This is a genomic window from Cryobacterium melibiosiphilum (assembly GCF_003602235.1).
Classification (GTDB): Bacteria; Actinomycetota; Actinomycetes; order Actinomycetales; family Microbacteriaceae; genus Cryobacterium; species Cryobacterium melibiosiphilum.
In genome coordinates this window covers 1-26152 of record NZ_QZVS01000071.1, presented here as the reverse complement: position 1 = coordinate 26152, position 26152 = coordinate 1, and the positions used below count along the sequence as shown (strand labels likewise).

The window sequence follows — 26152 nt, the reverse complement described above, 5'->3', positions numbered from 1 at the left end:
GATACGCGTCACTGGGTGACCCCCACGAAACGCTCGGCGGCGATCTGCTCGCGAAGCGGCATCCACCACTCGACCAGCTTGCGCAAGCCGTCATCGAGGCCGACTCGGGCGGCGAAGCCCAGGTCGTCCCAGGCGCTCGTGGTGTCGGCGAGGCGGCGAGCCACCCCGTTGACGGCGCGGTCGGGTCCGTGCTCGACCGACAGGTCGGAGCCCATCACCCGCAGCAGGCCCTCGGCGAGGCCCAGCAGGCTGGTTTCGGTGCCACTGGCGACGTTGTAGACGCCCTCGCGCACATCGCTCGTCGCGGCGAGGATATTGGCCCGGGCGATGTCGTCGGTGAACACGAAGTCCATCGTCTGCAGTCCGCTGCCGAAGATCAGCGGCGGCTCGCCGTCCATGATGCGTTCCATCCAGCGCACCAGAACCTCGGTGTAGAGCCCGTGCACGTCCATTCGGGGGCCATACACGTTGAAGTAACGCAGCAACACATAGTCGGTGCCGTACATGGAGCGGAAGCTGCGCAGCATCCCCTCGTTGAACGATTTGGCCGCGCCGTAGAAGGTGTCGTTGTTGTGGTGGTGGTGGCGTTCGGTGGTCGGAAACTGCTCGGCCATGCCGTAAACGGATGCGCTCGACGCCGAGATGACCTTGTCGACCTTGTGCACCTGTGCGGCCTCGAGCACGTTGAAGGTTCCGTCGACGAGTACCTCGAGGGCGAGGCGCGGCTCTTCGGCACACTGGGTGATACGAATGGCGGCTTGGTGGTAGACGAGGTCCTTGCCGCGCGTGACGTCGTGTACGAGGTCACGGTCCCGCAGGTCGCCCTCGACGACGGTGACCCGACCAGTGGCGAGGGCAGCGGTGAGGTTGCTGGCTCGACCGCGCACGAAGTTGTCCAGCACGTCGATGTGGGCGACACCGGCGTCGAGCAGCTGGTCGACGAGGGTGGAACCGATGGTTCCGGCGCCTCCGGTGACGAGCACGTCTGCTCCCTGCAGGGCGCTCATCGGCGGGCCTCTTCGAACGGAGTGACGGACGGGCTGTCCGCGGGAACGGGAGCCGTGTCGACCTCCGCCATCGCACCGGATATGACCAGGCTTCGACTGGCCGCCTCGAGGACCGCGAGGACGCGCAGGCCCGCTTCACCGTCGGTACGGGCCGGCCGGTTGTCACGGATGCTCGCCGCGAACTCTGCGGCCATCACGCCCAGTGCTTCCGTTTCGGGCAGGGCCGGCGACCAGGTGTCGCCGAGGCGGTAGGACACCGTCGACGCAGCGCGATCCACGCCGTCGACCGTTTGCTGGGTCAGGTCGACCCCACGGTCGTAGATACTGAGTCGCTGTTGGGGGTTGAGGTCGTCCCACACCAGGGTGCGCAGGGTGCCGCCGATGACCATCCGTCGAATCTTGGTCGGGCTCAGCCAGTTGACGTGCACGTGGGCGATGGCGTCGCCGGCCAGCGGCACGGTCAGGTAGCCGATGCAGGCCTTGCCGGAGCCGAGCGGGTCGGCCCCGTGGGCGGAGACCGCGGTGGGGCGCAGGCCGCCCGGAATGATGAAGTCGATGATCGACAGGTCGTGCGGGGCAAGGTCCCAGAACACGTCGACGTCGGGTTGTACGAGTCCCAGGTTGATGCGCACCGAATCGATGAAGAGCAGGTCTCCGAGCGCTCCTTCGGCGATGAGTTCACGGATCTTGAGGACCGCGGGAGTGTAGCAGTAGGTGTGGTCGGCCATCAGGGTGAGACCGCGGGCGGCCGCTTCCTGCACCATGGCCACCCCGCGGTCGTGGGTGTCGGCGAGAGGCTTCTCGACCAGAACATGCTTGCCGGCTCGCAGGGCGGCCATCACGACCCCATTGTGCGTGCGTGCCGGGGTGGCGACGGCGACGGCATCGAGTTCGACCTGCGCGAGGAGCTCGTCCAGATCGGTGAACACGGCCGGGGCGCCACCGACACGATCGGCGAGCGCCTGGGCACGAGTCGCGTCGAGATCACAGATCGCCACGAGTTCCCAATCCGGGCTGGCACTGAAGTTGCGGGCCAGGTTCGGCCCCCAGTAGCCGGCGCCGATCACGGCGATTTTTAGCTTCGAATTCACGGGTGATCTCATTTCTGGTCGGTCGGCCCGAGGGCCGGCGTTCGGGTGCTGGTTCCACGCCCTAGGCGGCGGGAACGAAGTTCACATCGACGAAATAGTTCGTTGCGTTGAAGGAGGAGCTGGGAAATCCTCCGGCGGTCCCGTAGCGATACCGGCCGTTGACGGTTGCGGCCGCGGTCAGCGGCCCGGTCGTCTTGGCCGTCGCGAAATACGCCGAGGTATAGGAGTAGCGCCCTTGCGGCGCCAGATAGGAGACGACGTAGGTCGTTCCGGCAATCAGGCTCACCGGGGTGGTGAACTGGGCACTCTGCCACCCGGTCGCGGTCTCACCGGTGAAAACCACCGTGGCCAGGCTCGCGCCCGTCGAACTCCAGAGCGTGCCGGTGTGCGTTCCCGCATTTCCGGTGCCTTTATAGAAGCGGATGCCGGTTGCTGTGCCCGCCACGGAGGGAGTGAAGGACATTCCCAGTTCGACCGCGGCGGTGTCGGTGGCCGCCACGACCGCGGGCGTCTCGGTGCCCAGCAGGGACACTGCCGCCCTCGGGGTCGGAGTCGGAGTCGGGGTCGGAGTCGGGGTCGGAGTCGGAGTCGGAGTTGGGCTCGGAGTCGGGGTCGACGCGTCAGCGGTGAACACCAGGTCCACGAAATAATTCGTGGCGTTGAACGAGGCCGTGGGGAACCCGCCACCTGCGCCGTAGCGGTACATGCCGTTGGTCGACGCGGCAGCGGTGAGGGCGCCGCTGGTCTTGGCCGCCTGGAAATAGTTCGACGTGTAGGAGTAACGGCCCTGCGGCGCCAAGTATGACACCACGTATTTCTGACCTGCTACGAGCGCGATCGGTGTCGTCAACGCGGCGGTCTGCCACCCGCTCGCCGTCTCGTTGGTGAACGTCACCGTTGCCAACCGCAGTCCGGCCGCGCTCCACAGGCTGCCCGTGTGGGTACCGGTGTTTGAGGGCCCTTTGTAGAAACGGATGGCCGATACGGTGCCATTTGCGGAGGGAATGACAGACACGCCCAGCTCGACCGCGGCCGTGTCACCGGTCTCGGATGCCACGACCGGGATCTCGGTGCCGAGCAGGGTGATCGAACCGTCCGGAGTCGGAGTCGGAGTCGGAGTCGGAGTGGGAGTCGGGGTCGGCGGGGTCCCGGGCGTGAAGATGGCGTCCACGAAGTAGTTCTGCCCGCGGAACGAATTGGTGGGGAAGGTTCCGTTGGAGTTGTAGACCCCCGCCGGTGAGGCGCCGAACCCTCCCGCTATGGCGAGCGGTCCGATGGCATCACCGCGGTACGCCCAGTAGTATTCGTCGGCAGCGTAGTGGCCGCGCGGTGTGAAGTAGGACACCGTGTACGTTTGGCCGGCCGTGACCGCTACCGGAGCCGAGAAATTCGCGGATTGCCATCCGGACGCCGTCTCGCCCGAGAAAGCGACGACGGCGAGTCGATTGCCCACGCTGTCCCAGAGCGTTCCGGTGTGGGTGCCCGTGTTTGCGGCGCTCTTGAAGAACCGTACGCCGCTGATCGCGCCGTTCACCGTGGGGGTGAAGCGCAGTCCCAGCTCCTCGGTGGCGGTGTCCCCAGAGTCGGAGGAACCCGGCGCCAGCGCCCCGAAGGCCGTATACGGTGCCGTGCTGGTGACCGAGCGTGAAACGGATGCGCCCAGGTTGGAGCTGTCGTCCATCGCCCGTGCCTGCACGGTCTGCGTGTCGGCGCCCTTCTGCAGGTAGGTGTACGACCAACTGGTAGTCCCGGTGGCTGCATGGAACGTCGCGCCGCCGTCCGTCGAGACTTCGACACCGGCAACGACCCCACCGACATCTGATGCCGTTCCGGTCACGGTCACAGAGGTTCCGTGGGCGATGCTCGCTCCTGCTGCCGGCGCTGTGAGCGTCGTGGTCGGAGCGGTGGCGTCGGTGCTGCGCACCGCGGCCGTGAGCGACGCATCCAGGGTGAGAGGCTGCACGCCCATGTCGGCGAAAAGGTTGACCTGAGCTTGCTGCATGCGCACGTCGGCCGGGGCACCGTTGCCGTCATGGGTCGCATCCAGGCCCCAAGCCCACTGCACACTTCCCGCCGAGAAGACCAGCGCTCCGCTGGGCGCACGGTACTGCGTGAGGTGATGCGTCGTGGTTCTGCGCGCCGTTGTGTTGCCGAAGTCGAACATGTAGTCGTTCACCAGACCGGTCTGCGTCGACAGGCGGATCAAGCCGGACGGGCGAAATCCGTTGTCAGCATCCTCGTTGGCTTCGTAGCCGATCGTGTGCGGGGCCAGCGCCTGGCTTGTACCTGCGGCCAGGGCGTTCAGCCCCGTATTGCGCCACAACCGGAGTTTGCCTTCCGCTGCGGTGACTGTCACCGCGAAATCCGACGAGTTGGACTGGTATTGGGTGCCCGTGACGCTGTTCTCAGGCTTACCGCCGCCGTTCGCGGCCGATGCAAACCGTGGATCACGCCACGTTCCGGTCCACTCCGCGGAGGGGTCGACCTTGTTGTAGCTCCAGGTCTCTTTGTACGAGACCAGGGTGCGATGCGCTGTATTGCTCCCATCGATGGAGGGTTCGTAGCGCGTGCGCCAATACATTTCGTTTCCAGACAGGAATTGGAGGTTCACGCCTGCGTCGCGGGCCGCTTCCACATTGGCGCGCTGTTGGCCGGACCAGTACTCGTCGTGACCGACGGAGAGAAATGTCTTATGATTCAGCAGCAGCGCACCGAAACGATCGGTATCAATACCGCTCTGGTAGCTGACGTCATAGCCGTTCTTCTCCATGAAACGCACCTGCGCGTACTCGCTGGAGAAGTAGAAGTCACGTCCGCCCGCGAAACCACGCGTCGCGAACGGCCGGTTGTAGCTGAGCTTGTAGGCGCGACCAGGACTCGCACCCTGATAGAAGCTGCTGCCGCCGTAGGTGTTGTAGGCGTGCCAGGTTGTGTCCGATGTCTGAAACACCACATCCGCGCGGCTCGCATCGTCGCGCACCACGAAGGTGATGTGACTCGACCCACCGGTATCGGAACGGCGCAGGCGCGCAAGGTAGACACCGGAGACGGCATCGGCGGGGACGGTCCATGAGGCCGAAACTCCCCAATTGCCGCAGTCATAGATCTGGGTTGCTGCGCTGGAAATACACGTGGGCTGTCGCTGCGGGAGAGCGGCCGAGGGGACGACCGTTGCGATTTTCCGTGCACCCAGACCCTGATACCAGCCGGTACGGAAAATTTCGACGGTATAGGCGGACGCGGCCGTGTCGATCTTGAAATCGATCCGCCGGCCGAGATTGACGCTGATATCAGTGGAAAATCCCTGAATGCTTGGGTCCCCGGCCCCGGTGATGTCCCACTGCGCGGGAGCGGTGCCCGTCTTGCTGTTCTCACAGACGATGGCATTGGACCCGGTCGCGCACGGTTCCACGGCGCCGGCAGGCTGGGGGACGGCCACGAGGAACGTGGTCGAAACCAGGGTGATCGAAAGAGCCGTGGCGAGCAGGGACGCGCGGCGGCGTCCCCGAACATCTCTGCGCAGGAACCGAGTTTCTCTCATGGAGCACAGAGTGCCATGCGCCAGAAACACCCGCGCCCCCCCTAAGGGGGTTCGACCAGCGCGGCTACCCTTCGACTATTCCGCGATATTCTCGCGCTAGGCGGACTCGGCGAACCGATCCGTCGCGGTGACGATGGCGTCGAGGATACCCGGCTGGTCGAAAGCGTGACCGGCATCCGGGATCATGTGGAACTCCGCCTCCGGCCAGTTCTTGTGCAGTTCCCACGCGGTGAAGGCCGGGGTGCACATGTCGTACCGTCCCTGCACGATGACACCCGGGATATCCGCCAGCTTGCCGGCGTCGCGAATCAGCTGGTTCGGTTCGAACCAGCCTGTGTTGGTGAAGTAGTGGTTCTCGATGCGGGCGAAAGCCACTGCGAAGGCCGGTTCGGTGAAGTGGGCGATCTTGTCGGGCTCCTGCAACAGGGTGATCGTCGAGGATTCCCAGGTCGACCAGGCCACGCCGGCGCGCTCGCGCACGAACTGGTCGGGGTCGTTCAGCAAACGGCTGTAGGCCTCGATGAGGTGACCGCGCTCGTCGACCGGGACCGGCGCGATGAAGCTCTCCCACAGGTCGGGGTAGATCGCGGCGGCGCCCCCCTCATAAAACCAGTCGAGTTCCACCGGGCGAAGCGTGAAGATGCCGCGCACAATGAGTTCGGTGACCTTGTCGGGGTGCGTTTCGGCGTAGGCGAGGCCGAGGGAGCTGCCCCAGGATCCGCCGCAGACCAGCCAGCGGTCGATGCCGAGGTGCTCGCGCAGGGTTTCCATGTCGGCAACGAGGTGCCAGGTCGTGTTGGCGGCGAGGTCGGCCGCCGGGTCGCTGGCGTGCGGGGTGCTCTGGCCGCAGCCGCGCTGGTCGAAGAGGATGATGCGGTACTTCTCGGGGTCGAACACCCGGCGCTGGCTGGCGCTCGATGCCCCGCCGGGACCGCCGTGCAGGTAGACCGCCGGCTTGCCCAGTGGATTGCCCGAGGCCTCCCAGTAGAGGGTCTGGCCGTCGCCCACCTCGAGCAGACCGGTTTCGTTGGGTTCGATTTCCGGGTAAAAAGTACGCATTCAAGCACTCTACCGACTGCGGTGGACCGCTAGGCTCGGCGCGATTGACCTACCTGAGGAGAAAATGGCGCTCACACGAGTTGTGATCATTGGCGGCGGCATCGTGGGTTTAGCCGTTGCGGAGCGACTCAGCCGCCGAGGTGCACACGTCACCGTGATCGAAAAGGAACAGCGCTGGGCAGCACACCAGACCGGGCACAACTCCGGGGTCATCCACGCCGGCCCGTACTACAAGCCGGGGTCACTCAAAGCGACCCTGTGCACGGCGGGAAACACGTCGATGTTCCGCTTCGCCGAGGAGAACGGCATCGCGCACGTGCGCTCGGGCAAGCTCATCGTCGCCGTGGACAATCGGGAGATTCCCCGGCTGCGAGCCCTGGCTGACCGTGCGCAGGCCAACGGGATCGCGGCCCGGTTGGTGTCGGGCAGCGAAGCCCGAGAATTCGAGCCGCACGTGGCCGCGGTCGAGGCCCTGCGCGTCGAGTCCACCGGCATCATCGACTACACGGCCGTGTCGACGACACTGGCCCGGCTGGCCGAGGCGCAGGGTGCCGAGATGCTTCTCGGCACGGCGGCCCGGGACATCCGCGTGACCGATCGGTCGGTGACGGTGGTGCATGATTCCGGTTCGGTCACCGCCGACCTGCTCATCAATTGCGCGGGGCTACAGAGCGACCGGATCGCCCAGCTGGCCGGGCTGCGACCCGAGGCCCGCATCGTGCCGTTTCGCGGCGAATACTACGAGCTCACGGCCGACCGGCGCGACCTGGTTCGCGGCCTGATTTACCCGGTGCCCGACCCGGATCTGCCGTTTCTGGGTGTGCATTTCACGCGGATGATCGACGGTTCCGTTCATGCCGGGCCCAACGCCGTGCTCGCGCTCGCGCGGGAAGGATACTCGTGGGGCCAGATCAACGTGCGCGACACCCTCGACGCGGTCACCTACCCCGGCTTTCTCAAGCTGGCCGGCAAAAACGTGGTCACCGGCGGGCAGGAAATCGCCCGCTCGCTGTCCAAGCGGCTCTTCGCCGCGAGCCTGGCCCGGCTGGTTCCCGAGCTGACCGGGGCCGATATCGTGCGGGCCGGGGCCGGCGTGCGGGCCCAGGCGATCCTTCCCGACGGATCCCTCGCGGACGACTTCCTGATTCAGACGGCCCCGCGGCAGGTTCACGTGCTCAACGCGCCGTCTCCGGCAGCTACGAGCGCCCTCGAGATAGCCCGGCACATCGTGGCGCAGGCAGATCTGGGGTTGGACGCCCCGAGGACGCTGCCGTAGTCCACGTTCCTCGGGCCGCGTCAGGCGAGGCCGAGGTCGTAGGCGAGGATCACGGCCTGCACCCGGTCACGCAAGTCGAGCTTGAACAGGATGCGCCCGACATGGGTCTTCACCGTCGACTCCGACAGAAAGAAGCGGGCGGCGAGCTCGGGGTTCGACAGGCCCTCGGCGATCGCGAGGAACACTTCGCGTTCGCGCTCGGTGAGCACGGCGAGGCGGTCGGCGGGCGCGGGGGCGGCATCCGTCGCCGGGCAGGGCAGCTGGGACCCGAACAGTTCAAGCATGCGCCGGGTCACGCGCGGGGACACGGATGCTTCGCCGCCGGCGACCGTGCGGATGGCCGCGACGAGCTCGCTCGGTTCGGCGTTCTTGAGCAGAAAACCGCTCGCTCCGGCCCTCAGGCCGCCGAACGCGTACTCGTCGAGGTCGAACGTGGTGAGGATGACGATGCGGGAGGCCGAGCCGGTCGAAACGATGCGGCGGGTCGCTTCGATGCCGTCCACGCCGGGCATGCGCACGTCCATCAGGATCACGTCGGGCACCAGGGCGTGCGCCAACCGGATCGCCTCGGCACCGTCACCGGCCTCGCCGACCACGGTCAGGTCGGTCTCGGCATCGAGCACCATGCGGAAGCCCATCCGCAGCAGCGGCTGGTCGTCGACGAGCAGCACGCGGATACCCGTCGGGGTGGGGTGCGTCGCGGTCATGTGGGCTCCCCCGGGTCGATGGTCATGGTCGCGCGAACCTGCCAGCCGGCGCCCTCGCGGGGGCCGGCCGCCAGGGTGCCGCCGTAGAGGGCGACCCGTTCCTGCAGGCCGATCAGGCCGAGACCCGAGCCCTGCGATGCCGGCGTCGTGGGGGTCGCGCTGTTGTCGGTGACGACGATCTCCACCCGGTCAGCATTCATGCGCACCCGCGCGATGACGAGGGTTGAACCCGCGGCATAGCGCAGCACGTTCGTGAGGGATTCCTGCACGATGCGGTAGATGGCCAGTTGCATGCCCGGGTTGTCGGGGCTACGCCCCTCCATCTCGAGCCGCGTCGGCAGTCCCGCCGCCCGGAACGATTCCACCAATTCGGCCAGTTGTTCGATACCCGGCTGGGGCCGCAGCGGCGGGGCGGAATCGGGCGGGGCATCCGTCGTTGACGGGGCGGAGCCGGGCTCGGGCTCAGTGAGCACGCCCAGCAGGCGGCGCATCTCGGCGAGAGACGCCCGGCCGGTCGCGGCGACCTCCCGCATGGCGGTTTGCGCTCGCTCGGGATCGGTCGCAGCGACGGCGCCGGAGCCGTCGGCGAGCGCGACCATGACCGAGAGGCTGTGGGCGATGACGTCGTGCATCTCGCGGGCGATGCGGGCCCGCTCGGCGATGCGGGCGAGGCGCGCCTGGCGGTCGCGCTCTTCGGCGAGTTGGGCGGCGAGGTCGAGCAGCGCGGTGACATAACGCTTGCGGTTGCCGACGTTCACCCCGATGAGGGTGGCGGCCAGCATGGTCACGGCGTACTGCGACCCGATTTGGATCCACGCCTCGCCGAGCTCGTCGGGGCGCACGAGGGCGGCGAGGAAGCCGGCCACAGCGGATGCCCCGAACCCGATCCAGGCGCTACCCGCGCCCCGGTAGACGGCCGTCGCGTAGAGGGCGATGAGCAGGGGAACCGTGTCGACCGGGCTGAATCCAGGGTAAGAAACGAACAGTCCGGCCGCGCAGACGGTGAGTACCAGCAGCGGCGCGTGGCGTCGAAAGAGCAGGGCGGTGCTGACGACCACCACGACGACGCCCTGGTTGACGAGCTCCGGCACCGTCTGGCCTCCCGGCGGGGATCCGGTGAGCAGCAGGATCGGCAGCAGATAGGACAGGACGACGCCGACATCCGTCAGCCAGGGGTGCCGGGCCCAAAACCGGCGGGCGACACCGGGCGGGGTGGGCAGGCGCAGCTCCGAACGCAGCTCCGCACGCACCTCTCCCCCGGGTGCCGTGGGGCCCCCGGGGGAGAAGATACGCCTGCTCATGGTAAAACTGTACGCGGCAGGCTCCTAGGCGTCGCGCGACTTGAGCAGCAGCCCGGCGAGGCCGAGGCTGACGGCGACCCAGCCGAGGGTGACGAGCAGGTTCTGCCAGGACTCCTCGATCACGCTGAACCCGGTCTGCATGAAGATTTCCACACCGGCGTTCGAGAGCAGGTACGGGCCGACGTCGTCGGGCCACTCGCCCGGGATCATGCTCAACACGAGTGGGAGCACCAGCAGGATTCCGAGCGCCAGGGCGATGCCGCCGGCGCTGCTGCGCAGGATGGCGCCGATGCCCTGGGCAAAAACGGCGATCAGGCCGAGGTACAGCGCGCCGCCGAACACGCCCTGAAGAAGGAGCGGGTCGAACAGGTCGGCGCTGATGTCGTTGCCGGCGAGCAGCAGCGACGCGACGAAATACGATCCGACGGTACTGATGACGCCGACGATGAAGGTCGCGACGAACATGACGATCATCTTGGCGGCGAGGGCCGGCAACCGCCGGGGTACCGCGGTGAGGGTGGACTTGATCATTCCGGTGGAATACTCACCGGTCACGGAGATCACTCCGAGAACGGCGACGATCATCTGGCCGAAGAAGATGCCGAACGTCGTCGCACTCAGCACGATGCCGAGCTGCTGTTCCTCGGGGAACACCATGTTGTCGACGCTGGCCGTGGGCGTCGACATCAGCAACGCCATGCCCAGGGACACGACGATGACCAGGGCAAAGGACCAGACGGTCGAGCGCAGGCTGCGCAGCTTGATCCACTCGGAGCGCAGGATTCCGCCGAAGCTCAGGCCGGAACCGGATGCGGGGAGGGGCGCGGGGAGGCCGGGGGCGGCATCCGTCGTCGCGGATGGGTTCTGGGCGGTGAGGGTGCTCATCGTGCTACCTCCTGCAGCTCGCTCGGGGAGCGCTCGGGTTCGGGTTCGGCGGTGCCGCCGCCAGTGCGGTACTCGACCTCGTCCTGGGTGAGGGCCATGTAGGCGTCTTCGAGGGACCCGCTGATCGGGGCCAGCTCGTGCAGTGGCAGGCCGGCGCCGGCGGCGGCGTCGCCGATCTCGGCCGCGGTGACGCCGACGATCTCGAGGACGTCGCGTTCGACGGAGGTGACGGTGACGTTCGGCCGGGCGAAGAGTGCGGCGAGATCGGTGGCTCGGGGGCTGCGCACGCGCACCGTGCTGCGGGTCGATGCGTTGATGATGTCGTCGACGGGGGCGTCGGCGATGACTTTGCCGCGGCCGAGCACGATCAGGTGGTCGGCCGTGAGGGCCATCTCGCTCATCAGGTGTGAGGACAGCAAGACGGTGCGGCCCTCGGCGGCGAGGCTTCGGGTGAGGTGGCGCACCCACAAGACACCTTCGGGATCGAGGCCGTTGACCGGCTCGTCGAGGATCAGCGTGGCCGGGTCGCCGAGCAGTGCGACGGCGATGCCAAGGCGCTGGCCCATGCCGAGCGAGAAGCCACCGACGCGCTTGCGGGCGACGGACTGCAGGCCGGTGAGCTCGATGACCTCGCGCACCCGGCTGGCGGGGATGCCGTGCGTCGCCGCGAGGGCGAGCAGGTGGTTATGGGCACTGCGGCCGGTGTGCACGGCCTTCGCGTCGAGCAGCACGCCGACCTCCCGCAGCGGCGCCTTGTGCTCGCGGTACGGCTTGCCGTTGACGATCACAGACCCACTCGTGGGCTGGTCGAGGCCGACGACCATGCGCATCGTCGTCGACTTGCCGGCGCCGTTGGGGCCGAGCAGGCCGGTCACCTTGCCGGGCTGCACCGTGAAGTCGATCGACTCGACCGCGGTCTTGCTCCCGTAGCGTTTGGTCAGGGACTGTGCCTGAATCATCCGTTGCCTCATTCCACTGTGGTGTGGGGCACGGAATGCCCCTACAACACACGGTATGGGCGACGGATGCCGCGGCGCGTCCTCCTGGGGCACCGCGCGTACCGCTCCCCCTGGTACCGGAGTACCACGCGCACTCGCTGGGCGTCGCGGCACTCGTTCGCGCGGCAGCCGGGCGTCGCGGCACTCGTTCGCTCTCGCGGCACTCGTTGGAACGAGTGCCGCGACGATTGATCAGTCGAGCGAGACTACTTCTTGGCCTGCTTCTCCGCGCGGGGAGCGGTTCCCGAGGCGCGCTGCTCGCGGTAGTACTCGCGGGCCTCCTCCTGGCGCTCGCGCTCGATGCCGCTGCTGATGCTCGCCCGCAGGTGGTCCTGCGTGTAGCCGAAGGCGTCGACGAGGTCCTGGGCATGAGGGCGGATGCGTGCGATCAGCCGGTCGATGTAAGCCGTGACCGAGAGCGCCCGCTGACCCGACAGCCGGCCGTGGATCAGGTACCAGGCCAGGTTCTTCTCGACCAGGCCGAGGCCGAACAGGTCGCGCAGCCAGGTCAGCACCCGCTTGGTGCCGGGGTCTTCGGTCGCCTCGAGGGCCCGGGTGAATGCCTCCCACTGCAGCAGCTCGGCGTGCGCCTTGGCCGCTTCGATGAGCTCGTTCTGGTGCGAGTTGAACAGGGCGGCGGCCTGCTTCTTCGGCATCTTGGTGGCCGAGCGCAGGTGTGCGGCGACCTCGCCGATCATGGTCTCGACCCGGTCGGTGAGCAGCTCCCGCTGCACGTTGGTGTCGCGCAGGGCGCCGACCGAGCGAGCGGTGGAGCCGAAGTCGGTGACGGTCTGCGCGAGGGTTCGGAGGCCGGAACCGTGGTAGGCCCGCCCCGCGGCCTGCTGCACGACGTAGCGGGCAAGGGCGCCGGCATCCGCTGACGCGAATTTACGACTGAAGTCGGTGAGCAGGCGTTTGGCCACGAGCTGCAGCAGCACGTTGTTGTCGCCCTCGAAGGTGGCGTAGACGTCGAGGTCGGCGCGCAGGCCGACGAGGCGGTTCTCGGCGAGGAATCCGGCGCCGCCGCAGGCTTCGCGGGCCTCCTGCAGGGTGTCGAGTGCGTGCCAGGTACTCAGCGGCTTGAGGGCGGCGGCGAGGGTCTCGAGGTCCTGCCGGTCGTCGTCGGTGTCGGCCTTGCCGCTGAAGACCTCGTCGAACTTGACGAGGAACTCGTCGTGCGCGAAGGTCTGCGCGTACGTCGTAGCCAGCCGCGGAAACAGACGGCGCTGGTGGCGCTGGTAGTCGAGGATGACCTCTTCGTCGGCGTCGCCGGCGGTGAACTGGCGGCGCTGGCTGCCGTAGGTGATCGCGATCGTGAGGGCGAGGGCGGATGCCGCGGTGGCGGCGCCGTCGAGCGACACTCGACCCTGCACCAGGGTTCCGAGCATCGTGAAGAAGCGGCGACCGGGGCTGCTGATTGAACTCGAGTAGGTGCCGTCGGCGGCGACGTCGCCGTAGCGGTTGAGCAGGTTTTCGCGCGGGATGCGCACGTTATCGAAGTGCAGCCGGCCGTTGTCGATGCCGTTCAGGCCACCCTTGAGGCCGTCGTCCTCGCCACCGATGCCGGGGAGGAACTCGTTGTTCTCGTCGCGGATCGGGAGGTAGAAGGCGTGCACGCCGTGGTTGACACCCTGCGTGATGAGCTGGGCGAAGAGCACGGCGGCGATGCCGTCTTTCGCGGCGTTACCGAGGTAGTCCTTCCAGGCGGCGCGGAACGGGGTGTTGATGACGAATTCGGAGGTTTCCTCGTCGAAGGTCGCGGTGGTGCCGATGCTCGCGACATCGGAGCCGTGCCCGATCTCGGTCATCGCGAAGGCGCCGGGCACGCTGAGGTCCATGATGCCGGGCAGGTACTTGTCGTGGTGCGGCTTGGTGCCGAGGTGCAGCACGGCGGCGCCGAACAGGCCCCACTGCACGCCGCCCTTGATCTGCAGGCTCGGGTCGGCAATGACGAGCTCTTCGAAGCCGGCGATGTTGCCGCCGTGGTCGTCGCTGCCGCCGAGGTACTTCGGGAAGGCGCGGTGCACGTGGCCGTTCGCGGCGAGCACCTTGAGCTGGTCGAGCACGCGCAAGCGGTGGTCGGCCATCGACAGGCCTTCGATGCGCTGCATGTCGGGGCGGGCAGTAACCTCGCGGGCGGCGAGGCGCACATCGGCCCAGGTGCCGAGCAGCTGGCGGCCAAGGGCGGCCACGTCGACGTGGGCTGCGGCGAGGTCGCTGTTCAGGGCGATGGGGCCGGTGTCGCCACTGGTCTCGGGGGTCGCGGAAGCGGGGGAAGAAGCGGGGCGCTGGGCGGTATCAACCATCGTTGGTCCTAACTGTGTCACGCGGCGGGCATGTTCGACTCACGTTAGGACCGCGAGCACTGGGCGCGAAATGGTGCGTGCCGGGGCTACAACGGAGCATGCCGCGCGCGGCATCCGTCTTGTAGGTTCTGTACAATCATTGCGGGATTCTGTCGGCGTTCCTCCACAAGGAGCTGGGTGGGCGCGCGCGGGGGCACACGCCCGGAGCGATGGCGCAAGGGCGCACAGGCGCATCCCTACACTGCGGGGATGGCGCAACACCCGCGCAGCGGCGCAGGTACCGCGCAGCTCAAGCCTGACGCATCCGTTCGCTGGCGCACGTACCGCGCAGCGGCGCAGCACCCGCGCACGGGCGGAAGGACCGCGCAAGGGGTGGGGACGGGGCGCGTCAGGCGTTGGCGGCGACAACCTCAACGAGGGCCTCGCCGTAGGCCTCAAGCTTCTTCGCGCCGATGCCGGTGATGCCGTCGAGGGCGGCGAGCGAACCGGGCCGCGCCGTGGCGATCGCGAGCAGGGTCGCGTCGCCGAAGACGATGTAGGCGGGCACGCCCTGCTCCTTCGACTGCGCCGAGCGCCAGGCCCGCAGCGCCTGGAACAGGGTCTCCTGCTCGCCGGTGAGCTCGGCGACGCCGGCCTTGGCGGCGCTCTTCGCGGCGGGGGTACGGCGCAGCGGCCGGTCGGGTTCGGTGCGCAGCTGCACCGAGCGGGTTCCGCCGAGAACGGATGCCGCGGCATCCGTCAGCACGAGGGTGCCGTATTCACCGCTCGTGGCAAGCAGCCCCTGGGCGAGCATCTGCCGCACGACGCCGCGCCACTGCTGGTCGCTAAGGTCGGCGCCGATGCCCCAGGTCTTCAGCTCGGTGTGGCTGTACTGGGTGGCGCGCGGAGTCTCCTTGCCGCGCAGGATGTCGATGAGGTGGCCGGCGCCGAACTTCTGGTTGCGCTCACGCAGCAGGCGCACGATCGTGGAGAGCAGTTTCTGCGCGGGGATGGTGCCGTCCCAGGCCTCGGGCGGGTTGAGGCAGGTGTCGCAGTTGCCGCACGGCGTGCTGGTCTGGCCGAAGTAGCGCAGCAGGTTGACGCGGCGGCAGTCGACGGTTTCGCAGAGCGCGAGCATGGCGTCGAGGTGGCCGGAGAGCGTGCGGCGGTGCGCCAGGTCGCCTTCGGACTGGTCGATCATACGGCGCTGCTGCACGACGTCTTGCAGGCCGTAAGCGAGCCAGGCGTTGGCGGGGGCGCCGTCGCGGCCGGCGCGACCGGTCTCTTGGTAGTAGCCCTCGACCGATTTGGGCAGGTCGATGTGGGCGACGAAGCGCACGTCGGGCTTGTCGATGCCCATACCGAACGCGATCGTCGCGACGATGACCACGCCCTCCTCACGCAGGAACCGGCTCTGGGTGCGGGCCCGCAGACCGGCCTCGAGGCCCGCGTGGTAGGGCAGCGCGTTGACGCCGTTGGCCTTCAAAAACTCGGCGGTCTGCTCGACGGTCTTGCGGCTGAGCGCGTAGACGATGCCGGCGTCGCCGGAGTGCTCGGTCTTGATGAAGGAGAGCAGCTGTTTGCGCACCTCGTTCTTGGCCACGATGCGGTACTGGATGTTGGGACGGTCGAAGCTCGCCACGAAGTGCTTGGCGTCGCCGAGCTGCAGCCGGGTGGTGATCTCCGTGTGGGTGGCGTCGGTCGCCGTGGCGGTGAGCGCGATGCGCGGCACGTCGGGCCAGCGGTCGGCGAGCTCCGACAGGGCGAGGTAGTCCGGGCGAAAGTCGTGGCCCCACTGCGACACGCAGTGCGCTTCGTCGATGGCGAACAGGCCGATGGTGCCGCGCTCGAGGAACCGTTTGGTGGCCTCGGAGGAGAGCCGCTCGGGGGCGACGTAGAGCAGGTCGAGGTCGCCGTTCAGGTAATCGCGCTCGACCTGGTTGCGGGTCTGGGAGTCCTGACTGGAGTTGAGGAACTCGGCCCGCACACCGACGGCGGTCAGGGCGTCGACCTGGTCCTGCATGAGGGCGATCAGCGGCGACACCACAATGCCGGTGCCGGGACGCACGAGCGCGGGAATCTGGTAGCAGAGGCTCTTGCCGCCACCGGTGGGCATGAGCACCACCGCGTCGTTGCCGGCGATGAGCTGGTCGATGATCTCGGCCTGGTCGCCGCGGAAGGAGTCAAAACCGAAGACGGTGTGCAGCGCCTCGGCCGCGGTCGCGAACTTCTCGGTCGCCGCGCGCACGGGCCGGGCCGGTTGGGCCGGCCGCGTCAGAACGGCCTGGCCCGTCGCGGGGGTCGAATTGCCGGAGCCGTACGCCGACATGCCGCCGCCGTAGTCGGGCGGCGGCGGCGCATCAAAATCCTCAGGGGCGTCGAGATCGTCGGGCCCGTCCCACTCGTCCGGCGCGCCGGAATCGATGGGTTCACTGTTGTCCGGTTGCCGCACGCTCTCGCCATTCCAACTCACCCCGCAAGCCTACCCAGTGCCGCTGACCATCCTCCCGGCCGGCACCGTCGTCAGGCGCGTCGGCGCAGCACCAGCACGGTGACGGTCACGACGATGCCGACGGTGCCGAGCGCCGCGAGGATCCACGCGGCGTCACCGAGACCGGCATCCGCTGCGGAGCCGGTGTCGCCGGAGTCCGTGGCATCGGAGTCCGTGGCGGATGCGCCGGTGTCAGCGGCGCTGTCGGAATCGCTGGTTGCTCCGCAGTCGGGCACGGTCGCAGCACCCTCGGCGAGCGCTTGCCCCGCGGCTGGCTGCCAGTCGAACGTGAGGGTGTCCGAGATCGGATGCCCATCGGTCGAGACGACCTGCCAGGTCACGGTGTACTCCCCCGCCTGCCCGAGCTCTGCGGTGGTTTCGGCGGTCGCACCGGCGACGGAGACGCATCCGTCGCCGTAATAAAGGGGAGCGTCGCTCGGGCCGCTGACCTGGATGGCGCTGCCGGCACCGGTGCCGTCAAGGTCGAGCAGGGCGTCGTTCGTGGTGACCGAGATGAGGCCGGGCTGCTCGGTGACCACCGCGCCGTCTTCGGGTGAGGAGGACACCAGATAGTTGTGCGCCGCGGCCGGGGCGGCCGACCACCCCGACAGCAGCGCGAACGCCACGAGACCGATCACCCCGAGAGCTGCGGGCAGGCGGCGCACCGGGACGGTCGGCATCGTGGCGTTCGTCACGGGCCTAGGCCTGCGTCTTGCGGCGGGCGGTCACGGCGAGCACGATGCCGACGGCACCGACGGCGAGGCCGCCGATTCCGAGCACTCGGGCGAGCACGTCGCCGGAGGTGCTGCTGGCAGATCCGGCGGCGGTGGTCTCGGTCGTCGCGGTGTCGGCGTGGTCATCCGTGCTCGCGGCGGTTGCGTCGCTGTGGCCGTGCTCGTCGGCGCTCGCCTCGGTCACGGTGATCACCGGCGCCGGGTGCGCCGGCTCCTCTTCGCCCTCGACCGTGGCCTCGCTCCAGCTGGTCTCGCCGATCTCGCAGCTCTGCAGCACGGGGAACGCCAGGGTCTCGCCCTCGGCGTCGGCCGGCAGCTGCAGGCTCAGCGCGAAGGTCGTGCGGTAGCCGTCTTCGAGCGGGGTCTCGGCCGTGTAGGTGACCTGGCCGACACGGTCGCCGTCCATGACCTTCGCGGCGGTCCAGCCCGGGTTGATGGTCGGCGACACGCTGTCGATGCCTTCGGGGATGTCGATGGTGATGCCGGTGGTCGGCGATCCGTCGCAGCCGTGCGCGTTGGAGAAGGTGAGCACGGTGTACGAGCCGGCAGCGGTGGAGGCGGGCTCGACCGAGACGTGGGCGCTCGCGGCGAGCGGCGCCGACAGTGCGAGGAAGGCGCCGGCGGCGACCGCTGCGGCGAGGGTGATGGATGAACGCTTCATGGATTTTTTCCCTTGATTTGGGGTGCTGCTGCGTGGGTCGTCGCCCGGTCACTACTGGGTGTTCGGTGCGACGGCCGAAAAAGTCTGGTGTCAGCGCACGCGGCGTCGCGCGCGCGGGTGCGGCGGGGCCGGGCAACTGTGGAAATCAGGCGCCGGTGAGGGCGCGAACCTGGGCGCGGATTAGGCGCAGATCAGGCGCAGAGTGCGTAGACCGGCGGCCCGCGGTGCGGCCGGGTCACCAGGAAAACGCCGAGGTCGCGCGGTGCGGGCACGCCCGCGGTCATGGGCGCGTAGCGCAGCAGGGCCGGCACGGCCACCGGCACGCGCATCGACCTGCGCACTGCAGCGAGCGAGCGGATGCCGAAGCGCGCGTTCGCGAGCAGCCCCCAGAACGCGCGTTCCCCGTGCCGCAGGGCCAGCACGGTGACGACAGCCGCGGCGAGGTGGGCGAGCCACATCATCCAGCCGGCGTGGCCGCTGTGCGCGGCGGCCTCGGCACCCGGGAGCACGGCGGAAACGGTGGGGGAGGCCAGGTGGCCGTGGAGTCCGGCCGTGGCGGCGGCATCCGTCGTGAGGGCGCCGCCGGCACCGCCGAAGCTGAACAGGGTATGGAAGATGACCTGGCTCAGCACGACCGCGAGGGTCAGGCGCGCGGCCGAGATGGTGCGGCCGGAGAGGCCGACGCAGATCATGCCGGCGAAGGCGAGGGAGACGACCACGGCGAGCACCGAGGGGGCGGCGCCGCCGCCGAGGGTGTGCGAGAGCGCGGCGACCAGGGTCGCGAAAACGGCAACGACCCAGCCGCGAGCGAAACGCGCCCAGCGTGAGGTCATGTCGCCCCCTGCCTTCAGAGTCATAGTGGTGAGAGTAATAGTGGTGAAACCGTAGTGGTCCAGCCTAGTCGGGCCGGGGGATGGTGAGGGTGCGGTCGACGAGGCGTTCGGCGACCTCGGACAGCATCAGCTGGTTGGAACGGGCGTAGCTGCGCAGCACGGTGAAGGCCTCGTCCATCGGGATGCCGTGGGTGTAGGCGATGACGCCCTTCGCCTGCTCGATCACGACACGGGAGTTCAGCGCGGCGCTGAGCTGGTCCCGCACGGTTTTGCTCTCGCGCACGGTGCGTTCATGCAGGATGCCGATGGTCGCGACATCGGCGAGGGCCTGCGCGGCGCGCACGTCCTGCTGGCGCAGTTCGCCGGGGCTGTCCCGCAGCAGGTTGAGGGCGCCGATCGTGGTTTTACGCAGGCGCAGCGGAATTGCGTAGACGGACGCGAAGCCCTCGGCCCGGGCGCTGTCGCGAAAACGCACCCAGGCGACCGGACTGTCGTCGATGTTGGGCAGCGACACGACCCGGCCGGTGCGGAAGCACTCGACACAGGGGCCCGCCTGGGCGCTCAGCTGCATCATCTCGACGAGGCGGCTCGCCTCACTCGTCGACGCAACCACGTGCAGTTCCCCGACCTCATCGGCCAGGAGGATGCCGGCAGCGGAGATATCAAAGAGGGTATGGCAGTTCTCGACCAGCGTTTGCAGCAGGTCGACCACGTCATACCCGGCGACGAGGGTGTCGGCCAGGGTCGCGAACGTGTCGATCAGTATGTCTTCTCGCGTGTGGGCAATCATGTCAATCCTTGCTTCGTTCATGAGCGCTGTTCGTTCTCATCAGCGCCGTTCTCATTGTGATCAGCACCGTTCTCATCGAGGAAATTGAGTTTTCCGTTGATGATGTCCTCTGCTACCTCCAGCATGGACCGGCCTGCAGAAAATGCGTGGCCCTGAATGATGAGACGGGCATCCGCTGCCGGAATTTGCAATTGGATGAGCACCATGCCGGTGGCCTGGTGCACGGCACGTCGGGAAAGCTGGTCGCTCGCTTCGACCGGGTTGAATTCGGAGGCGAGCCGGAAGGCGCGCAGCAGGACGAGCCTGCTCACGACGGTTGCCAGCGCGACCGTCTGGCGCACGTGCAGCTCGCTGAGCTCACCGGGCCTTGCCGTGTAGAGGTCGATTGCGCCGAGTTTGAGGTGGCCCATGCGCAGCGGGAACGCGAAAATCGCGCCGAGGTTCTCGCCCTGGATGGCCTCCGAAAAAGCCGGCCAGACCCGTGACGGATGGTGCCGAACATCGGGCTCGAGCACGGGCTCGGCACCGGCCATGGCATCCCAGCAGGGGCCTTCACCGAAATCGAACTGCATTTCGTCGAGCCGTACCGCGAGGGAATCGCTGGCCGAGACGGTCTCGGAACCGAGAAAATCGCCGAGGGTGGAAATGGCGATGCCGTCGACGGGGAGCACCGTGAGGAACGGCCCGAACATGGCCGATTCGTGGCCGACGGATGCGGTCAACGCCGCGACCGCTCCCAGAAAACGTTCCGTCATTGCCCGCCTATCGATCCGCCCGGAAAACCTGTCGGGGGCGTTGCCCGACTGTCAGATTAGCCCGACTGCCAGATTATCAGGGGCGGCCCGTGAAAGAGGGGGAACGCTTCTGCTGGAAGGCGGAAAACCCTTCGCGGTAGTCCGCGGTGTCGCCGAGCGCGACCTGGGCGGCCGTCTCCGCCGCCATGCTCTGCCACAGGCCGAGCCGTTCGTCGCGCAGCGCGTGCACCAGCGCTTTGCTCGCGAGGAAGGCCCGGGTTGCGCCCGCGGCCGCGCGGGTCGCGGCGGCGTTCGTCGCATCCGTCAGCTCGACCGCGGGGAAAACCTGGCTGAACAGGCCGCCGGCAACGGCCTCGGCGCCGGTCATCAGGCGGCCGGAGTAGATCAGGTCGAGGGTGCGGTGCGCGCCGAGGCGTTCCACGAACAGAGCATGCCCGCCGGAGTCGAGGGTCGCGCCGAGGTTCGCGAACGGCGAACCGACCTTCGCGGTATCGGCGACGTAGACGACATCCGTCGCAATCAGCAGGCCGAGGCCCACGCCGAGGCACGCTCCGTGCGCAGCGGCGAAGGTCGGCGCGGGAAACCGGCTCATGAGCTCGAGCAGCGGGGCGACCAGCCCGCCGAGGTAGGCCCGCACGTCGTCGGTGCGCGGGTCGACTGCCGAGATGTCGCGGCCGGCGCAGAAAGCCCGGCCCGCGCCGCGCAGCACCAGCGCGCGCACGCCGGCGGCCTCGGCCGCGGTGTAGGCCTCGGTGAGTTCGCGGATACCCGCCGCGTCGAGGGCGTTCAGGGTCGCGGGCGCGTTCAGCACCACGTGGGCGACGTCGTTGGTTATCGTGAGTTCGATCACGGCATCCGTTCAGAGAGGAGGGGTCACACGTCGTAGTTGACGCTGACCCGGGCGGTGGTGGGGTGGGACTGGCAGGTGAGCAGGTAGCCGCGGGCGATCTCGTCGGGTTCGAGGGCGTAGTTCTCGGTCATCGTGACGTCACCGCTGATGAGGCTGGCGCGGCAGGTGCCGCAGACTCCGCCCGCGCAGGCGAAGGGTACGTCGGGTCGCACGCGCAGGGCTGCGCTCAGAATGCTCTCCCGCGCGTTGACCGGGGTGGTGACGGTGGCCGTCTGGCCGTCGAGGGTGAACTCGATCTCCACGGTCTGGTCGCCGGCGGAGACGAGACCGGGGCGGCCTGGGGGTGGGGTGATGGTGGTCGGGTCGCCGGTGGTGAACAGTTCGAAACGCACGTGTGCGCGGGCGACGCCGACGTCATCGAGGGTGTCCCGGCACAGCTGCACGAGGTCGAACGGCCCACACAGAAACCATTCGTCGATCGTGCCGGGGCGCAGGATCGTGTCGAGCATGCGCCGGAGCTTCGCCTCATCGATGCGCCCGCTGAGCAGCTGCGACGACCGTTGTTCGCGGGAAAGCACGTGGTAGAGCGCGAGCCGGGTGGGGTGACGGTCTTTGAGATCGGCGAGCTCGTCGAGGAACATCACGTCGAGGGCGGTGCGGTTCGTGTAGACGAGCGTGAACCGCGAGGTGGCGGATGCCGCGAGCACGGTCTGCGCGAGCGCCATCAGCGGCGTGATGCCGGAGCCGGCGGCAATCCCGGCAAGGTGCGTGTTCTCGAGTGTGGGCAGCGCCGTGGTGAAGCTGCCCTGCGGGCTCATCACGTCGAGCCGGTCACCTGCGCAGAGGTCGGTGTTGGCCCAGCTCGAGAAGACTCCGCCGAGGTCACGTTTGATGGCGACGCTGATCGTTCCCGGGGTGCACGGGCGGCAGATCGAGTAACTGCGGCGCAGCTCCTGGCCGTCGATGGTCGCGCGCAGGGCGAGGTGCTGCCCCGGCAGGTAGTCGAACTCGCCCTCGAGCTGCGGCGGCACGGCGAAGGTCACCTCGACGCTGTCGGCGGTGAGCGGGCGCACCTCGGCGACGGCCAGCGTGTGGAATCGGGCGCGGTGCCGGGTGGGGGTCGTAACCACGGTCACAGCACCTTGAAATAGTCGAACGGCTCGAGGCAGTCGCGGCATTGCCAGAGGGATTTGCAGGAGGTCGACCCGAACCGCGTCAGTTCGCTCGTGTTGAGCGAGGAGCAGCGCGGGCATTTCACCGAGAGGCTGACCCTCAGGGGCCCGGCGGGACCGGACGGGCGCGCGGCGGCGTGGCCGGCGGGCGGGGCGATGCCGTACTCGCGCAATTTCGCCGCGCCGGCCGCGCTCATCCAATCGGTGGACCAGGCCGGGCTGAGTACGAGGCGCACAACGACGGATGCGTACCCGGCCGCGCGCAGGACGGCCGCAACGTCGGCCTGCATGGCGTGCATCGCGGGGCATCCGCTGTAGGTCGGAGTGAGCGTGACGGTGACGTGCCCGTCGACGACGCTCGCCGAGCGCAACACGCCGAGGTCTTCGATGGTCAGCACCGGCAGTTCGGGGTCGGTGACCGTGGCGGCGAGGGCCCAGGCTCGGCGGGAGGCGGCATCCGTCGGCCGCGGCCGCGCGATGGCCTCGAGCAGGGCCGCGGGCCGGTTCTCGAGCGGGTTCGTGGTGGTCACCATTTCGCACCGGGGTGGGCGCGGGTGAGCACCTGCATTTCGGCGAGCACGAACGCGAGGTGCTCGGAGTGCACGCCCCGGCGGCCGCCGCCGGCGGCGGTGAACCCGCGGGGCACCGCGAGATCGGCCTCGGCGAGCACCGGCTCGATCGCCGCGTCGAAGGCCGTGCGCAGGGTGGAGGGCCGCGCGGCGATACCGTCGAGGCGGTCGATGAATGGTTCGTCGCGGAACAGCTCGTCGACGTAGGGCCAGACATCGCTGAGGGCGGCGACCATGCGCCGCCGGGACTCGTCGGTGCCGAGGGCGAGCCGCAGCGTCCATTGCGCCGCGTGGTCGCGGTGGTAATTGACCTCTTTCACGGCCTTCGCGGCGATGGCGGCGAGGGTGAGGTCGGCGGATGCCTGCAGCCGGGCGTAGAGCTCGTACAGGTAGTGGGCGCTGACGAGCTGGCGCGCGATCACGTGTGCGAAGTCGCCGTTCGGCTGTTCCATCAGGTGCGCCGAGCGAAAATCGGGTTCTGTGCGCCAGTAGGCGAGGTCGTCTTCGTTCTGGGCGGTAGCCGTTCCCGCGTACTGCAGCAGGGACCGGGCGTGGCCCAGCAGGTCAAGGGCGATATTGCCGAGGGCCACGTCCTCCTCGAGTTCGGGGGCGCGGGAGATGAGTTCGCCGAGGCGCTGGGCGAGAATCAGGGAGTCGTCGCCGAGCCAGGTGGCGTATTCGGCCACATCAGCGGATGCGACGCTCACAGGTGCTTCACCCCATTACTGGCGGAGTAGTGGCTCGCGTGGCGATAGTCCTTGCCGGCAGGCGACTCGAAGAAGGCGCCCTTGGCGTCGGGGTCGCTCGTGGTGATCGCTGCAGCCGGGACGACCCAGACCGAGACACCCTCACTGCGACGGGTATACAGGTCACGGGCGTTGCGCACGGCGAGGGCTTCGTCGGGCGCGTGCAGGGATCCGACGTGCACGTGGCTGAGCCCACGGCCGGGGCGCACGAAGACCTCCCAGAGCGGCCAGGTTTCGGATGCGGACTCGCCGGGCGTGGTCATGATGCTGCTTCGTTCGGAACGTCGGCGTCAGCAGTGTCCGTTGCGGGTTTGGCGGCCATTTTGTGGGCGTACGCTGCGGCGGCTTCGCGCACCCAGCGGCCGTCGTCGTGGGCGTCCCTGCGACGCTGGAGGCGCTGGGCGTTCGCGGGGCCGCGGCCGGCGAGCACCTCGTGAAACTCGGTCCAGTCGATCTCGCCGAGGTCGTATAGCTGGGTCGCCTCGTTGAAGCGCAGGTCGGGGTCGGGCAGGGTGACCCCGAGCACGGCGGCCTGAGGCACGAGCATGTTCACGAAGCGCTGGCGCAGTTCGTCGTTGGAGTGGCGTTTGATCTTCCATTTCATTGACTGGGCCGAGTTGGGCGAGTCGTCGTCGGGCGGGCCGAACATCATCAGGGCGGGCCAGTACCAGCGGTTGACCGACTCCTGGGCCATCTCGCGCTGTGCCGCCGTGCCCTGCATGAGCTCGAGCAGGATCTCAAAACCCTGCCGCTGGTGGAAGGACTCTTCCTTGCAGATGCGCACCATCGCCCGCCCGTACGGGCCGTAGCTCGCCCGGCAGAGCGGCACCTGGTTGCAGATGGCCGCGCCGTCGACCAGCCAGCCGATGCTGCCTATGTCGGCCCAACTCGGCGCCGGATAGTTGAAGATCGACGAGTACCGCGCTCGGCCGGCGATCAGGGCATCCGTCATCTCGTCCCGGCTCGTGCCGAGGGTCTGTGCGGCGGAGTAGAGATAGAGGCCATGGCCGGCTTCGTCCTGCACCTTGGCAATGAGGATCGCCTTGCGCTTCAGGCTTGGAGCGCGGGTGATCCAGTTGGACTCGGGCTGCATGCCGATGATTTCGGAGTGCGCGTGCTGGGAGATCTGCCGCACCAGGGTCTTGCGGTAGGCGTCGGGCATCCAGTCACGCGGTTCGATGCGCGAATCGGCGGCGATCAGGTCGGTGAACTGCTGCTCTTCGACGGATGCTGTCATCGTTGACTCCCGGGTTCGCACTGCTTTACTAACCGATCGTTCAGTTAGTATAGGCAGGCCGGACTCGGCGCAGCAACCCCGTGCCGGGCGAGAGCCCGTTCCGGACCAAGAGACTGAGGGACCATGTCGGATCTGAGCACCCCCAAGCGCGGGCGACCGGGTTACGACCGAGCTGCGATCCTCGAGATCGCGGTGCTGGCCTTCAACGAGCACGGTTACGACGCCACCTCGATGGGAGTCCTGGCATCCCGCCTGAACCTCTCCAAGGCTGCGATTTACCATCACTTCTCGTCGAAAGAAGAGCTGCTGCAGTTCGCGCTCAACCACGCCCTCGGCGGCCTCGAAGAGCTGCTCCTCGAGCCGGCCGCCACGACCGGGCCAGCCATCGATCGGCTCTCGCACGTGCTCCGCGGAGCGGTGCTGATGCTGGCCGACCGCCTGCCCTACGTCACGCTGTTGCTGCGCGTGCGCGGAAACAGCCCGACGGAACGCGACGCCCTCACACGCCGAAAGTCGTTCGACCGAAGCGTGGCGCTGCTCGTCAGCGCCGCCCGCGACGCGGGCTCGCTCCGAGCCGACATCGATCCTGCCACCGTGACCCGCCTGCTCTTCGGCATGGTCAACTCCCTCACCGAGTGGTACCAGCCCACCGGCCCAGCGGATGCCGCCCACCTCGCCGACGACGTGCTCGCCCTCGCGCTCAACGGCCTTCGCACCCCGTCGACCTCTCGCGAGTGAGCACTTTTTGCACTTCCCGGGCTTGGGTGGTGCATTTTTTGCTCACTCGCGAAATCTGTGCGCCGGTTAAACCAAAAAAGGCCACCCTTGCGGGTGGCCTTTCTGGTGTTTCNGCGAAATCTGTGCGCCGGTTAAACCAAAAAAGGCCACCCTTGCGGGTGGCCTTTCTGGTGTTTCAAGTTAAGTCCGGCGGTGTCCTACTCTCCCACAGGGTCCCCCCTGCAGTACCATCGGCGCAAAGAGTCTTAGCTTCCGGGTTCGGAATGTGACCGGGCGTTTCCCTCTTGCTATAGCCGCCGAAACATCTTCCGATGAATCGAATCTATATTTTTAGTTATAGAGCTCCCCTTGACAAGGAGCGTTGTTCTCGACCGTACATCGAGAACCACATAGTGGACGCATGCAGCTTATTCAAACTGTAGTGTT

23 protein-coding genes and 1 rRNA gene are annotated in these 26152 nt (G+C 68.0%); 2 read left to right on the top strand and 22 right to left on the bottom strand.

Going from position 1 to position 26152, the window contains the following annotated elements; genetic code table 11:
* Positions 1–8: 8 nt before the first annotated feature.
* From D6T64_RS06355 to pip, 4 genes are all read right to left on the bottom strand, one after another.
* On the bottom strand, positions 9–1007 hold the full coding sequence (locus D6T64_RS06355) for an NAD-dependent epimerase/dehydratase family protein (protein WP_119973291.1): 999 nt from the start codon (positions 1005–1007) through the stop codon (positions 9–11).
* Entirely contained in the window at positions 1004–2098 is a 1095-nt protein-coding gene (locus tag D6T64_RS06350; RefSeq protein WP_233550872.1) for a Gfo/Idh/MocA family protein, read from the bottom strand. Before D6T64_RS06350 ends, D6T64_RS06355 begins: the two co-directional genes overlap by 4 nt.
* 61 nt (positions 2099–2159) lie before the next feature.
* Complete coding sequence (locus D6T64_RS23420; protein ID WP_119973287.1) at positions 2160–5639, bottom strand: DUF4082 domain-containing protein; 3480 nt, start codon at positions 5637–5639, stop codon at positions 2160–2162.
* A gap of 96 nt (positions 5640–5735) precedes the next feature.
* Positions 5736–6698 (bottom strand): prolyl aminopeptidase, encoded by a 963-nt coding sequence (gene pip, locus D6T64_RS06340; protein ID WP_119973284.1) that lies wholly within the window; start codon positions 6696–6698, stop codon positions 5736–5738.
* Between the two features lie 64 nt (positions 6699–6762).
* Here pip and lhgO point away from each other — a divergent pair, with 64 nt between their 5' ends.
* A complete protein-coding gene (lhgO, locus tag D6T64_RS06335) occupies positions 6763–7974 on the top strand; it encodes an L-2-hydroxyglutarate oxidase (protein WP_119973282.1) in 1212 nt (403 codons plus the stop codon).
* Between the two features lie 20 nt (positions 7975–7994).
* Here the strand turns inward: lhgO and D6T64_RS06330 are convergent, their stop codons facing one another.
* The 17 genes from D6T64_RS06330 to paaA all read right to left on the bottom strand — a co-directional run bounded on the left by D6T64_RS06330 (position 7995) and on the right by paaA (position 24988).
* Complete coding sequence (locus tag D6T64_RS06330) at positions 7995–8681, bottom strand: response regulator (protein WP_119973280.1); 687 nt, start codon at positions 8679–8681, stop codon at positions 7995–7997.
* Positions 8678–9982 (bottom strand): sensor histidine kinase, encoded by a 1305-nt coding sequence (locus tag D6T64_RS06325; RefSeq protein ID WP_119973278.1) that lies wholly within the window; start codon positions 9980–9982, stop codon positions 8678–8680. The genes D6T64_RS06330 and D6T64_RS06325 overlap by 4 nt, the downstream gene beginning before the upstream one ends.
* A gap of 24 nt (positions 9983–10006) precedes the next feature.
* Complete coding sequence (locus D6T64_RS06320; RefSeq protein WP_119973276.1) at positions 10007–10867, bottom strand: ABC transporter permease; 861 nt, start codon at positions 10865–10867, stop codon at positions 10007–10009.
* Positions 10864–11826 carry an ABC transporter ATP-binding protein gene (locus D6T64_RS06315; RefSeq protein WP_119973274.1) on the bottom strand — a complete coding sequence of 321 codons (963 nt, stop codon included), beginning with the start codon at positions 11824–11826 and terminating at the stop codon, positions 10864–10866. Before D6T64_RS06315 ends, D6T64_RS06320 begins: the two co-directional genes overlap by 4 nt.
* Positions 11827–12071: 245 nt before the next feature.
* Positions 12072–14171: an acyl-CoA dehydrogenase family protein gene (locus D6T64_RS06310; RefSeq protein WP_119973272.1), complete on the bottom strand. Its 2100-nt coding sequence runs from the start codon at positions 14169–14171 to the stop codon at positions 12072–12074.
* Positions 14172–14559: 388 nt separating this feature from the next.
* Positions 14560–16479: a DNA helicase RecQ gene (gene recQ, locus D6T64_RS06305; protein ID WP_119973345.1), complete on the bottom strand. Its 1920-nt coding sequence runs from the start codon at positions 16477–16479 to the stop codon at positions 14560–14562.
* A gap of 194 nt (positions 16480–16673) precedes the next feature.
* On the bottom strand, positions 16674–17336 hold the full coding sequence (locus D6T64_RS06300) for a copper resistance CopC family protein (RefSeq protein ID WP_119973270.1): 663 nt from the start codon (positions 17334–17336) through the stop codon (positions 16674–16676).
* A gap of 4 nt (positions 17337–17340) precedes the next feature.
* Positions 17341–18036, bottom strand: a complete 696-nt coding sequence (locus tag D6T64_RS06295) for a YcnI family copper-binding membrane protein (RefSeq protein WP_119973268.1) — start codon at positions 18034–18036, stop codon at positions 17341–17343.
* A gap of 191 nt (positions 18037–18227) precedes the next feature.
* On the bottom strand, positions 18228–18893 hold the full coding sequence (locus tag D6T64_RS22560) for a hypothetical protein (protein ID WP_158594833.1): 666 nt from the start codon (positions 18891–18893) through the stop codon (positions 18228–18230).
* Between the two features lie 40 nt (positions 18894–18933).
* A complete protein-coding gene (locus tag D6T64_RS06280) occupies positions 18934–19659 on the bottom strand; it encodes a GAF and ANTAR domain-containing protein (RefSeq protein ID WP_119973262.1) in 726 nt (241 codons plus the stop codon).
* A 17-nt stretch (positions 19660–19676) separates the two neighbouring features.
* The gene (locus D6T64_RS06275; protein WP_119973260.1) at positions 19677–20414 is read right to left on the bottom strand and encodes a GAF and ANTAR domain-containing protein; all 738 of its coding nucleotides are present in this window, start codon (positions 20412–20414) and stop codon (positions 19677–19679) included.
* 76 nt (positions 20415–20490) lie between these two features.
* Positions 20491–21264, bottom strand: a complete 774-nt coding sequence (locus D6T64_RS06270) for an enoyl-CoA hydratase/isomerase family protein (RefSeq protein WP_119973258.1) — start codon at positions 21262–21264, stop codon at positions 20491–20493.
* Positions 21265–21287: 23 nt separating this feature from the next.
* Positions 21288–22400 (bottom strand): 1,2-phenylacetyl-CoA epoxidase subunit PaaE, encoded by a 1113-nt coding sequence (gene paaE / locus D6T64_RS06265; protein WP_233550870.1) that lies wholly within the window; start codon positions 22398–22400, stop codon positions 21288–21290.
* Positions 22397–22966: a 1,2-phenylacetyl-CoA epoxidase subunit PaaD gene (gene paaD, locus D6T64_RS06260; RefSeq protein ID WP_377012532.1), complete on the bottom strand. Its 570-nt coding sequence runs from the start codon at positions 22964–22966 to the stop codon at positions 22397–22399. Before paaD ends, paaE begins: the two co-directional genes overlap by 4 nt.
* Positions 22963–23712 (bottom strand): 1,2-phenylacetyl-CoA epoxidase subunit PaaC, encoded by a 750-nt coding sequence (paaC, locus tag D6T64_RS06255; RefSeq protein ID WP_119973251.1) that lies wholly within the window; start codon positions 23710–23712, stop codon positions 22963–22965. The genes paaD and paaC overlap by 4 nt, the downstream gene beginning before the upstream one ends.
* Positions 23709–24014, bottom strand: coding sequence for a 1,2-phenylacetyl-CoA epoxidase subunit PaaB (gene paaB / locus D6T64_RS06250; protein ID WP_119973249.1), 306 nt, complete (start codon positions 24012–24014; stop codon positions 23709–23711). Before paaB ends, paaC begins: the two co-directional genes overlap by 4 nt.
* Complete coding sequence (gene paaA, locus D6T64_RS06245; protein ID WP_119973247.1) at positions 24011–24988, bottom strand: 1,2-phenylacetyl-CoA epoxidase subunit PaaA; 978 nt, start codon at positions 24986–24988, stop codon at positions 24011–24013. Before paaA ends, paaB begins: the two co-directional genes overlap by 4 nt.
* A 123-nt stretch (positions 24989–25111) precedes the next feature.
* On the opposite strand from paaA, the gene D6T64_RS06240 reads away from it, so the two are divergent.
* Positions 25112–25726 (top strand): TetR/AcrR family transcriptional regulator, encoded by a 615-nt coding sequence (locus D6T64_RS06240; protein ID WP_119973245.1) that lies wholly within the window; start codon positions 25112–25114, stop codon positions 25724–25726.
* Positions 25727–25910: 184 nt separating this feature from the next.
* On the opposite strand, the gene rrf is transcribed toward D6T64_RS06240, so the two are convergent.
* Positions 25911–26027 (bottom strand): 5S ribosomal RNA (gene rrf, locus D6T64_RS06235).
* Positions 26028–26152 lie beyond the last annotated feature (125 nt).